Annotated in this window: 7 protein-coding genes; 2 read left to right on the top strand and 5 right to left on the bottom strand. The window is 42.8% G+C overall.

Annotated elements, in window-relative coordinates; genetic code table 11:
- Positions 1-401: 401 nt before the first annotated feature.
- The 5 genes from Q0991_RS01140 to Q0991_RS01120 all read right to left on the bottom strand — a co-directional run bounded on the left by Q0991_RS01140 (position 402) and on the right by Q0991_RS01120 (position 7,070).
- Positions 402-2,030, bottom strand: a complete 1,629-nt coding sequence (locus tag Q0991_RS01140; RefSeq protein WP_299484691.1) for a lipoxygenase family protein — start codon at positions 2,028-2,030, stop codon at positions 402-404.
- Between the two features lie 71 nt (positions 2,031-2,101).
- Positions 2,102-3,523 (bottom strand): cytochrome c, encoded by a 1,422-nt coding sequence (locus Q0991_RS01135; RefSeq protein ID WP_299484689.1) that lies wholly within the window; start codon positions 3,521-3,523, stop codon positions 2,102-2,104.
- A gap of 60 nt (positions 3,524-3,583) precedes the next feature.
- Entirely contained in the window at positions 3,584-3,994 is a 411-nt protein-coding gene (locus tag Q0991_RS01130; RefSeq protein WP_299484688.1) for a hypothetical protein, read from the bottom strand.
- Positions 3,995-4,031: 37 nt separating this feature from the next.
- On the bottom strand, positions 4,032-5,552 hold the full coding sequence (locus tag Q0991_RS01125; protein WP_299484687.1) for a cytochrome c: 1,521 nt from the start codon (positions 5,550-5,552) through the stop codon (positions 4,032-4,034).
- Positions 5,553-5,576: 24 nt separating this feature from the next.
- Positions 5,577-7,070: an NADH:flavin oxidoreductase gene (locus Q0991_RS01120; protein WP_299484686.1), complete on the bottom strand. Its 1,494-nt coding sequence runs from the start codon at positions 7,068-7,070 to the stop codon at positions 5,577-5,579.
- 859 nt (positions 7,071-7,929) lie between these two features.
- On the opposite strand from Q0991_RS01120, the gene Q0991_RS01115 reads away from it, so the two are divergent.
- The gene (locus Q0991_RS01115) at positions 7,930-10,011 is read left to right on the top strand and encodes a hypothetical protein (RefSeq protein ID WP_299484685.1); all 2,082 of its coding nucleotides are present in this window, start codon (positions 7,930-7,932) and stop codon (positions 10,009-10,011) included.
- 443 nt (positions 10,012-10,454) lie between these two features.
- Complete coding sequence (locus tag Q0991_RS01110) at positions 10,455-12,584, top strand: patatin-like phospholipase family protein (RefSeq protein ID WP_299484684.1); 2,130 nt, start codon at positions 10,455-10,457, stop codon at positions 12,582-12,584.
- The last annotated feature ends 475 nt before the right edge of the window (positions 12,585-13,059 follow it).

The following is a 13,059-nucleotide window of genomic DNA, read 5'->3' as shown; positions in this document are numbered from 1 at the left end:
ATTCGCTTCGCTATGTCAGTGGTCAGGTTACACTTTATCGCATATCCCAAACCTAACCATCACAATACTTTCAAGACTTGTGGGTAAGGCATAGGATAGAAGATGGAGTCTGTTTTCAATGGGTTCGATCGCGCTGCGTCGTTCCAGTTATTCTACTGGATGAAAGTAGCCCCAGAAGAGCGTAGTGTTGAGTGGTTATGGGAAAGAACTATTGATAGTTGACGACCACTGTAAATTTCCCCAGGCTTCATTGCCCAGCCTAAGTCTTGGAGATTTTTCAATAGTCTTGATTGACTCAGATCAGGCGGTGTTTCCGTTCATAACCCATAAAAATTTACATGTGGAGCATTTCTGACACTTTCAGTTGCTCAGCTGAATGAGTTTAAGATCAAGAGTGTTATTCAGGTATTAATACTATTAATGGTTTCTGAGGGTAGAAAGTATTTGAAAGGGACAGGGCGATTTTGATTGCGGACCTGTATCTGGCGCTCTATATCTGCGAGATTTTGCTGAAACTGTAAAACGACTTCCTGAGCCAATGGATCGACGAACTCTTCGTCATAATGCCCAAGTTTATCATAGTGATAAGAGGTCAAAATCATAGTCCAATTGACTTGCTCTGCAGCAGGTTGAAACGGAGGCAAAAAACTCAAAATTGTCTCCATATCTATCCCCTTACTTTCGGGTACGGGTTGGTACCCTGCATAGGGCATATTGGGCACATAGGCCATATATTCATACTGCGAAAAGTTAAGAACTGAATGCAAGGGTCCGCAGGTGAAAATCACCACGCTGAGCACATCAATGAGCTGCTCTACAGTTTCAATTTTATCTGGCATCCCAGCCACGCGACCCCCGTCATAAGCAGCAAGTTCTAGCGCCCAAGCCTGTAGTTCGTGGTCGTCTAATAGATCTTGGCTGCTCTTGTAATAGAGACGTAAATACTGAGTGACATAATTTTTGACTGCCTCCCAAACCAATAATCCATCATCTCTGAAAGGATAGTGAGGCAGCAATTCTGAATCATCCATGTTTTGCCGCTTAATAATCGAGGGAAAATCAAAGGTGTCTAAACTCCAAGTTTCAAGGGTTTTTACAATAAAAGTTAAAGTCTCGTCTAGGGTGCCAGCAGCATAGTGATCGATAGGACCACCGGGGTTGAGAAAAGAGGTACGACCGAGATCATTATCGAAAATCATGAAACGAAAATGGGGTTTGAGCATTAGCGAAACGGGATGGTTTTCGCTAAGCTGACGGGCAGTAACGACGGCAAAAGGACCCATTGCAGCATGGGTATAGACAAAGTGAGAGCCGAGCTCCTGATGGTTACAATCCGCAACCTGTACACAAAGCTTGGCAAAAAACCAATCTAAAGGAGCATCTTTAAGCGTATACATCAGTCGGTTGTTACCTGATTCACTTTTAAGTTCAATTGAGACCGGAACTAAATACTGTTCGCCTCCTGCCCAGTAATAGAGAGATCTCGTTTTTGGCATATATTTTCGTCCTGCCTTTGAAATGCCCCCTTTAATACCATCTAAAAAAGGGTGCTCTAAAAAGTAGAGTCGTCTTTCTTTAAGAGCCTGATCTAAAGTGATATCATTACCCACCACTGATTGAAATAGGTCGTTATCAATGGCGAAATCGACGGGGAGTTCTTGTATTTGCCTGGTCGCGATCGCATTACAGCCCGATAGGCGTTGCTCAGCAAAGGAAGCATCGGTTCGAAAATGCTTCATTACGTTAGGTTTGGGAATCAACGTGAGCAATTCGTCATACTCTTCGAGGGTATCAAGAGGATCAAGAAAATTCTTAGACTTAGCTGCTAACATATTGGCAGGCAAGCTTGCCATACTTGCTAGCCGCTTTGCCACATAATCTGCCGAGAAAAATTCCCTGTGTGGGACATGTGTGAGAAAGGGCAGTGGGGGAAGTAGTTCTCGGTTGAATTGATAATCTTGACGATTACGCTTTAGGTAAGAAGTGCGATCTTCAGGCTTGGGATCATACTGAGGTAAGTAAGGAATCATGGGTTTAAGTTCCTAAAAACTGGACTGCAAGATTTCTCGACCCTCATAAAAAACTGGAGAACCCCATGTCCTTATAGGGTTTTCAAATATTCAATCAAAGCAGTTTTGTCTTGAGAGGGTAGATCGGTTCCATAGAGGTGCCCCTGATTGCTATTACCCGTCTCGGATGTATCGAGTTTGAAGCCCCAATACTGAGCCTCGTCACCTTGAGAGACAAACCCGACCTTCTCTGAATCAAGGACATCAAAGCCCCGGTAAAAGACAGGGGGTCGCTGTGCGGGAGGGGCCAACAAATCTTCAAGGGTTGGCACAGATCCGTTATGTAAATAAGGGGCGCGCAACCACAGGCCATCGAGTGCTACTGAGAGGTATCCGTCTGTCTTACGTAGATTATTGAATTTAAACGGATAGCCCTTGGCAAAGTCGTTATAAGCTTCTGCCGCTGCTGCAGTCCACATATCGAGTCGATGGCGATCGGTGCCCACCTCCTCCTGTGGAATCAAGGTACCGGTGCGATTACCCCCAAATGCATGACATGTGGCACAGTTCTGTTCAAAAATAGGTTGACCTTGCTGAGCTAATCTATCATCAATAAGTAGTGGATAAGCAGGTGGTTCATACTCAATGATATATTTTTGCACCCGCTGTAAATCATCAATAGGGATGTTCTTGAGCGTCGCCCCATCCCCTAATGCGCCTGTGTTGACAGTTTCTGTGAGTGAAGTTTCGAGACCATCCCAATGGAGGGCAAAGCCTGATCGCAGTTTTTGATTCCACAACGGCATCATATCGGAGTTGCCGATGGTGTCATCAATGGGTTGATCAAGCATTCGAAACTTAACGGGATTAAAGGGATCGATACGGCCTGGTCCCCAAGTGGGTCGAGATTTTGTCCATTCAAATTCTTGACTCTGCTTAAGTATTAATTTGCGGGTAATCGGGATCGCAACTCGATAGACAACCTTATCGATCAAAGTCAACGGGTGGTTGTACTCAATTTCGGGCAGAATATAGTCCGACGTAAATCGAGCATCCTTGGCACAAGCTTCTAAAAATCGCAGATATCCTAGAGAGTTAAACTTGCTCGACGGCCCTGTGGGTACTATCACGGGCGAATCTTGGGAACGCATACGGTAAGTTGCGGTATGGCAAATCGCACAGGTGATTCCCTGCCTTTCCATGCCCAGAACTCTGCGTCTCGAGATGCCTACCGGCAATTCTTTTCCCTTTTCCCAGGTCATACCTAAGGCCGTGTAGCCCCCTGGTCGCGGAAGATATTCTGGAAATAGGCGGGGCAGTACTTCCCAGATCAATAGGGGAACACCTTCAGCCTGCTCAGTACTAATGGAGCCATATTTGAAGTGGTCTGCCGGTGAATCATAGTAGGGTGTTTCTTCTCGCAAAACGGCCCAGCCCAGGTAAGCCAGTAGTAGAACGAGCACCAAAACAATGGTCGTGATGATTTTTCCGGTTCTGTTTTTTAAGGCTTCCATCGTTTGAATTGACTCCCCTTGGCAAGTGTATCGTCGACTAGATTTCGGCCACTTAAAGGTTTAAGTTGAAGCGTTGATCGCTCCACGAGTTTGCATGGCGCGATAGAGCAAAAACGCTTCTAGGCTGCCGAAAAAGGTATCGGTTAAAGCAATGGACAAGAAACCGAGCTGCTGATTAAACAGCAAGACTGCCAGAATAAAAAATGAGGCTCCGCCACCTCGCGTCACAAAGATTGTCATCCAAGAAATGATGGGATATCGAAATGGATCTTGGGCTACGGGCACGTAGATAATGCTAATTTCGAGTAGCAAAATGGCTGCAGCTCTTGCCCAAATAATCGGAGAAGGAGTCGTCATATGTAAAAGATTGAATAAAAATTCGGGAGTTGCGAGCAATAAAACGACGAAGATCATGTTGACTGCAATGCCGGTATAAACCGTACGGGTAAACCAAGTTGCATAGGGATTCATCTCAAAGCGCTCCTTGAATTTTTTCAATTCACTGTCTCTACAGAGTTTTCATGTACTCGATTAGTGCGGTCTTGTCGGTAGGAGCTAAATCGATGCCGAATAAGTGACCACCATTGCCATTACCGGGTTCAGACGTGTCGTATTCAAAGAAAGATCGGCCATCGTCTGTGGCTAGATCTGAGACAAAGCCAAAGTTTTCTTGATCGAAAACATCATTGCCCCGATAGAATTTGCCCGGTCGATTTTCTGGTTTTTCGAGCAAATCTTTGAGGGTGGGCACCGAGCCATTGTGCAAATAGGGGGCGCGCAACCACAAGCCATCTAGCGGGTGATTAGCATAACCCTTTGTTTTCTGAAAATGAGTAAATCGCTGGTCTTCGCCTTTGTAGATAATGCCTGCAAATAGGGAGTATTGATTAGCCGCAAATTCAGGAGTGTATGAATCAAATCGCCCGGTATCGGTCCCAATTGTTTCTAGAGGTGTCACTTTACCGACCTTCTCACTGCCAAAGGCGTGGCAACTAGCGCAGTTTTGCTCAAAAATCGGTTGACCTTGAGCAGCTAACTCGGTGTTGATCGCGTAAGGATATTTGGGAGCTGGAAGATCGAGTAGCCAGTTTGCAGTAAGGGTAATCGAGTCAAGATTGATATTAGTGGGAGAGACCAACGCAAGGGCAGCACTTTTATTGCGCTCTGCTACCGAATCATTATTGCCATCCCAATGTAGGTTCATGCCCTGTCGGGGGCGTTGGTTCCAGATACTGGGGAAATCGCTGGCCGAGCCTTGGGTTTCTTTTTTAGGAAGATCCTCGACAATAAAATTGAAGGCCCTGGATTTATAAGGTGTAAAGGTATCCACTCGACCAGGGCCGTAAAGGGGTTGCTCATCTAAAAACGTAAGGCGGCTGGCTTGAACGCTCAATAAAGCGCGAGTTTGAGGGATGGCAATATAGCGGTAAAGCAGAGATTGTAGGGGATTGAGCTTTGTCCCTTGGGCTTTTGCTTCTTGCTCAATGTAAGGCATCATCTCCCTTGCATTGAACCGTGGGTCGCCGGAAATGCGCGTAATAAAGAAAAAGTAGGCTTCTAGATTGACCACATTGGATGGCATCGCTGGGATAATTTCTGATGGAAATGCGGTGCTCTCCCGAACAGTCCCAACATGACAGAAGGCACAGTTATTGGTGACGACATCTAAACCGAGATAAGTATCATGGGCAAAACCAATCGGTAAATCGTGATCGACCTCTTGCATAAAACCAAATTGGTTCACCCCATCACCGGGGACTTGGTATGCATCTACTGGTAAGTATTCAGGAAACATTACGGGCATAACGCGCCAGATCCAGTAGGGAATGCCCATGTTAGAGGCTCCGCCGATAGAACCATATTTGAAATGCTCATTAATGTTGCTGTACTTGGGAGTACTCTGGGTGAGCAAGGGCCACGCGAGGACCAAAATGACCACTAGTAGCAACGCCACTATGCCAGTCACCAGTCGAGGTAAACTGCTCCAGAGTTTCTGTAGCCAAGAGGTCGAGGATTTTTCGCTAATCATGGGTTTGCGATCGCACAAAAAAATTCAGGCACTTAAAACGCTGGCATCATTGGCCTCTGAAGCCAGAGGGTATGGAGGTGGGTCAAACACAGACATCACCTCGGCAATCATGGTGTCGTAGTCTGGGAAGCGTGCCCATTCGTAGCAACCTAGTGGGTTCTCAATCGTGTTGAGTAAGCACTTGTTGCAGTAGGTGCAAGGACGATCGCTAATATCTTTACCAGCGGCAAATTGATGGGGTAAATCGTTATTAGCAACGAGCATCCGAGCCATACTGACTGCATCACAGAAGCCTGAATTAATCGCTTGCCGAATAAAAGACGCTTGCTGAAACCCGCCAGTACAAATCACGGGTACATTAACGGTGTCTTTAACCGCTTTAGCATTTCGTAAGCTGACGCCTTGGTGCAAGCGCAGCATCTCTTTCACCGTTTCTAATGGAAATTCCTTTCTGAATTTGGGATCTAAATCCTCTGCGGTAATTGAATCAGCTGTGACCGGGGGCTGAGGGTGGGCCTTCTGCAACTTATTTGGAATTCGATACCAGAGCGCATTAAAGACCGGGAATAACCATTGACAGCTAAACAGCAAATAATTACGCAAGGTCCGGTTGCCACTAGAGAGCATCGAATCGTAAGAACTTTTGGCATCATCAGTGGAGAAAGGTCCCTTGAGTGGAAATGTTCCTGGCGGATTCATCGGGTGCGGGAAGATGCTACCCACTGAGACATGAATCCCATCAATGCCGTCATCTTCCATCCACTGGCAGATTTGCAGCGTATCTTCGAGTGTGTTGCCCGTTTTCTCGGTGGGGATGATGGCATTGTTATAGTCCACCGCGCTTATTTTGCATTGAAAGTGAAAGTCGTCTCCTACTTCTTTACGCACGGCGTTGATCACCTCATGCAAAAATCGATAGCGATTTCGCAACGAGCCACCATAGCCATCGGTGCGATCGTTGATACCTGAGCTTAAAAATTGAGTAATCAGGTAGCCATTAGCTCCATGTAATTCGACTCCATCTAAACCTGCTGCCTTTGCCCGTCTTGCCCCTTGGGCAAAGGCAGCTACAGTCTCTTGGATTTGCGTCTCGGTCATGGCTTTGCATTTGAGGCCGTGAAACGAATCTGCTTTACTAGTAGAACTCAAACGAATTTTGCTATTCTCGACCCCTTGAATATCTTGCTGACGCCCTGAATGACTCAGTTGCATGATGAATTTGCAGTCATACTGGTGGACTCGGTGGCCTACCTCTCGCCAAAAGGGAATGCGATCGTCGCTGCTGATGGTGGCGTAATTGGGCACAATTCGCCCTTTAATCGTAACCGGGACAAAGGACGAAATAATTGCGCCGACCCCACCCCTGGCAAATTTTTCTTCCCAGTTCACCCGTGCAGGATTACCTGAACCATCATAGTTATCAAACCGACCAGAGATATTGGATCGGAAGAATCGGTTCTTAACAGTTAAGTTTCGGAACTTTAGAGGCTGAAATATAATATCGTTTTCTACGGCCATAAGTCATTCACCCAATTCGAGAAATCAGAACGAAACACAGTCAATGAACTCAGATATTTTTCTCTCATAAATATAATCTTTATAAATCGAAATCCGTCTTTTAAAAGAGAATAGAGATGGACCTAGCGATAGAGGATATAGCTATGCTTACTGGTTTTAACTAAAGACTGATTAAATCAACCTCTAATACAATTCCAGCCTATTAATGCATGCCTTTATTATTTAATTTTTTAGTGCCTAGAGATTATCAATATCGATTAGCAAAAGATTATAAAACTAACAGTAAACTGTTAGTTACTAACTTTTTAGCGACTTTGACAAAAGTTCATGATTTTGAATTTGCAAGCTAAATAGTCATATTCTAAATCCATGAAGCATAGTCCTAATAAAGGATTAATTAAGTTATATAATTTTTTTTGAAATGGATATTATTACTTCAATATCGTATGAATTATGCAGAACCAATAAATCACAACTTATTCTTTAAGATAAATATTCCTGATCAATATTCTATTTCTACATATTTTTCAACTGCGACAGAGATATTAATAATAGGGAGATAGATCATATATATTTGTAGAGTTTATCAAGTTCTATTAACAATTTTTTTGCCAAAATATAAGAGATAAATAAAAAATTGTGAACTATTTACTAATTTAAACTAGACAATAAAATATGCTGGACTTAGAATTTTGTCTCAGTCTTTTGTATAGACATTTGGCCCTTTAGACTTGTATCTATTTTGTTTTAGATTGGGTTTGGCAACGCCTGTAGCCTTCTTCTGCAAGGGTGGTTAATCAATAGGGTTTAGTCGCCAAAGATATCTATGCCTTCAATCATCTTTTGGGAGGAGAACTCAATGAAAAAGCTGCGATTGCGTTTGATGAGCTACCTGCTTGCGATCACATTCTCTATGAGTGGAATAGCCCCGCTGGCGACTGCTGCTGAATATAACCAATCTCTGCCCTCTAACACTGGCTATAACCACGAAAATGATGGAGATTATTTAGGGTATTTACCAGGAGAATACTACTCTAAACAGGGTAAACTCACCGACGAAGAAAAAGCAGGTCTACAGACCTGGTACTTCTGGACAGGAGGCAACGATAAATTCTTCCGAGACTTATCTACTGGCAAAATCCTTTCGGATCCGAAAGGATTTGCTGGCACTTTTGACTTTTTGAAACTTGTTGATGCTCGTCCCTCCGATGATCCTGCAACCCAGGCGGACGAAACCTTCACTCCCTTACAACGGAAAAATCGTTTCAAAACCATTGGAGTCATTAATGATCCTGGCTGTACCGCAGCAACCAAACCAGATGAATATGGATTATGGCTTGATAAATGTGATAAAGATCCTCATTCCTCTGGGATTATGGGGGCCAGAAAGTTTAAGAATCCTAATTTTGAACCCGCTAAGTGGGATGTTGAAGAGTATTACAAAAATGGTTCCCAGGTAGAACCTCCCTATCGGATTGGTCTATCTTGCGGTATTTGTCATATTTCCTTTAATCCCCTCGATCCCCCCAAAGATTTTGAAAATCCTGATTGGAAAAATATTTCTGGGGCGATTGGCAATCAATATATACGAGAGGGGGGATTATTTGGTCGCAACCTCCCCAAAGACGACTTTATTAAAGAACTTGTTGAACTCCAACCTCCTGGAACATCAGATACCTCTCGTAATGCCACTGATCACATTGATAATCCAAATGTGATTAACTCCATATTTAACTTGAAAGATCGCCCCACTTTCACTGAAAAGATGAATGATGGCTCAGAAAAAGAGGTATACCATATCCTCAAAGATGGGTCTGATTCTGTGGGTCTAGGTGAAGCTGCTGAAAGGGTCTACGTTAATATTGGGGTTTGCTCAGATGAATGGCTCAAACACCATGAGATCATTGCAGGTGTTAGTCGGCAGACTCCCTTTTCTCGTGAAAAAGCACTCCAACCTGGGACTTGTGATCATGATTTCTATATCAAAACAGCCTCACGAATGGATAATGCCGCTGAATTCTTGAAAACCATCAAACCCTATCACTTAGCGGATGCTCCAGGAGGTAGGGCCTACCTCACTAAAGATGATGCAGTTCTAACAAAAGGCAAGAAAATATTTGCTAATAACTGTGCCAAATGCCACTCCAGCAAACAGCCTCCTGCCGATCTACCCATTGAAGAACATCAGGCCTGGTTTGAAGATTCAGTGTTGGCATCTAATTTCCTTGATCATAACTTCCTATCTACTGATGAGCGCCATTCCGTTACTGAAGTTGGGACTAATGCTGCCCGAGCTGTGGGGACTAATGCTGCAGGTGGTCACATTTGGAATGACTATTCATCCAAGACCTATAAAGAGTTGCCACCACCCGAAAAGCTGGAATTAGAGAACCCTTTGAAAGCCGATAAAACACTTAAGTTCAAGCCTAAGACTGGCGGATATTATCGGGTCCCTTCTCTAATCAGTGTCTGGTCTAGTGCTCCTTTACTACTCAATAATAGTGTTGGTACCTTTACTGGTGATCCGTCTGTATCTGGACGTATGGAAGCATTTAATGATGCTATCGAAAAGCTAATGTGGCCTGAGAAAAGAGATCATGTGATTAAACGTACTCGTAATGATACTCAGCTGAATCTAAAGAGCATTGGACTTGGTGCTGGCAAAGTTACAGTACCTGAAGGAACTCCTGCCAAATTAGTGGCTAACCTAGACCCAAACAATGTTCCCCTGGCCTTTATCACGGTGCCACTGCTTCAGCAATCTCTGATTAGCCACCTAGTTGCAACTGGCATCAATATCTTACCGAAGAGCTGGGTTGCACCGCTTTTACTCAAGCTAAATACGGCTCCAGACTTTGTTGAAGATCGTGGCCATTTGTTTGGCACTGATCTTCCTGATGAGGATAAGCAAGCCTTGATTGAGTTCATTAAAACGTTCTAGACCATGATCAGCTGAGGAGAAAAACTCATCCACCCCCTCTCACAAGTTTGTGAGGGGGTGGGGTGAGAGCTTCAGTCTGATACTAAGGCAATTCATAAATTGTGGCTTTATTAATAACTTCTGTCCCCTGAGATTCTCTCAGAGTGGGGATTAGCTTCAGCTCAACTCCAGTATATTTCAGAGTATTTATTTCATTAGGTCATCAGTTTCGTGAGGAAATGATATATGGATTTTTGGGCAAAACTCTATAAGTACTTTTCATATTGAATACGAATAGTAGAAAAATGCTCTTTCCCTATTATTTGGAGATAGCCGATGTGTATTTGATTACTATCAATATTATTTGGTCAAAAAAGACAGGCCAGGAATTGGCTTAAATATTCTGATTGAAATAGCCAAAAAAACAAAAAATGACAATTAAAATACTATAACTCAATAAAAGCATGAAGAACATCTTCTTGAGAATAACTTTATGGACTATTATTGTCGTTGCAATCATCACAGGATGGCTGCTCATTCCCACAACTTTCTGGCAGTATCTTTTCTTTCTCCGCATTCCAATTCTGATGGGTCTGTTTTTGATTTTACTACCAACAATCGCCAAGTTCTTATTGCCAGCGGTGTTGAAAAATTTATTTGTCCTTAGGGGTATTTGGCAGTTAGCATTTACCATTCTGGGGGCAATCGTAGCTGCAATGTGTATCATTCTGGTTGCTTATACAACGACTCATAATGCCCCCTCTCGCTTTGATGTGCCTATACTATTAGAAATTACGAACACCTTATGGCAGTATCTGTTTGCAGCGATATTAGCTTTACCAATTATTATTGCTGCTACTGATCTATCACAAGAAGAACTTGGTGAGAAAAGATGGTTCGGATTCATTGGAGGCATTTTATTTAGTGCCTTATTCTTTGGCGCATTTGATATAGTCCGTGATTGGTTAATTACACATATTTCAGTTGATCATTGGTTGGTTAAAGCCATTAGATTTCTCTCGAAGAATGCTCCTGATGGCTATCTAAATGATTTTGGCGATTTAGATATTGATCATATCAATACCTTCGCATTCTTTTTAGTTCTCTTAGCTGTCTATTTGGCCAATTTTTTTATATTTAGACCTCGCCCTATACATGAATATAGGGAAGCTTCGGCACTCTTCTATGTGACCTTATTGGTTTCGATCTCAACTCTTTTTCTCGGCAGCCTTACTTTCTATTTTGACTACTATCGAGTTTCCGTTTTATTCTTCTGGCTGTTGATTAGTGCTTTGATGTATTGGTTCTTTAAGGTAGATCATTATTTCGAGTTAAAAGAAGACCACCTAAAAAATAAAAGCACTAATCTGCGGTTGCAGGATTTTACCGCAGTTCTTAGTAAACGACTTGAACATCAAAGCACTAACGAGAAAACGCTAGTGGTGGTTTGTGCAAGTGGAGGGGGAATTCAAGCATCAGGATGGACTGCTCAAGTCCTAACAGGTTTGCAAACTGAATTAGGGACATCTTTTACCAAAGCTATTAGTTTGATTAGTGCTGCTTCCGGCGGCTCAGTAGGATCTATGTACTACTTAGATCGCTTTAGTTCTAAGGGCTATCCTGAGAATGAGGAATTAGAGAATATATTTGTTAGTGCTACACAAGATAGTTTGGATGCTACAGGGTGGGGACTATGCTACCCAGATCTATGGAGAGTGATAGCCTTGCCCCTTTTTCCCTCAATTTTTGCAAAACGATTAGGAGATCGCGGCATCGCACTTGAGACAGACTGGCAAGGAGAATTAAAAGGCTGGGAGAATAAGAATCATCCGAAGGTTAGAAAATCTCTGGCAACCTGGAGAGAGCAAATAATCAATGGAGAAATCCCGATTCCCGTCTTCAATACAACTGTAGTTGAGGATGGAAACCGTTGTTTAGTTACACCTTTAAATTTTGGAGACGCATCTGGGAAAAAATGTTTCAACAACCTTTATGGAGATTATGATATCGATATTGTCACAGCAGCTAGACTATCGGCTACTTTTCCCTATGTTTCTCCAATTTGCCGAAACAGCAGAAACTTAAAGCAAAATTTTCATATGGCTGATGGTGGCTATTTTGATAATTCTGGCTTTGTCACAGCAGTTGAATGGCTCAATGACTTGCTAGAGAAACCACAAAATAAAAAATTAAAGCGGGTACTTATCTTACAGATTAACCCCTTTCCTCAGCCCTCTGAATCGGAAAATGATAAGGAATACGGTGGTTGGTTTATGACGACAATCGGACCATTGCTTACATTGTTTAAGGTTCGTGACCCGATTCTAACCACTCGAAATAAGACAGAGATAGAAATGCTTCAAAAGTTATATCCAAAAGAAAAAGTGGATATTCGATACTATTCAATTTACTTCCCTTCTAGAACTGAAGCACCAAAATTTTATAGTGAAGAAGGTGAATATCAACCTCCTTTGTCTTGGAAACTCACTAAAGCAGAAAAGGAAGCCATCAACAAAGGATGGACAGCGATAAAATCTAAAGAACAAATTCAAGACCTTAAAAATTTATGGCATTCTACTTGGGGAATGTCATAAAGGAAAGTGATTAAAACCGGGAGAATTACGCAGCCATAGGCATTTCCTCCATTGGCCCTGCTCGGGGGTACCATTCTGAAATTGTCTGCTTTCTATCCCCCTGAATAGAATCTCCGATCTGCTCTAGATCCCAATTCCAGATTTTGGCGACAACTAAAGCATAATCCTCAGAATGTCTTCGAAGAAGAAGGTAAATATTACACTAAATATCAAAATCTTTAGAACTTTGTGATTCACTCAAAACAATACATAGCAAAGCTTTGATACTCGGATAGTGTTTTAATTCCGATTTTTGGTCACAAATCTGGAATTAAAACCACCGATCTTATATAGTGATCTGCAAGTTCATGCTCTGTGGTGCAATTTATTGTGCATTTGGCCTTTGGGGATGACAAGGGTTTCACAATGTGGTCTGAATCAGTGATAGCGCCCTCATGCCTCTCTGGTAATTGAGTCGTTTATGGGGTTTCAGTTG

Origin of the sequence: Acaryochloris sp. IP29b_bin.137, assembly GCF_028285745.1 — a bacterium.
Classification (GTDB): domain Bacteria; phylum Cyanobacteriota; class Cyanobacteriia; order Thermosynechococcales; family Thermosynechococcaceae; genus Acaryochloris.
The sequence above is the reverse complement of the archived record's forward strand: the minus strand, read 5'-3'. Positions and strand labels throughout refer to the sequence as shown.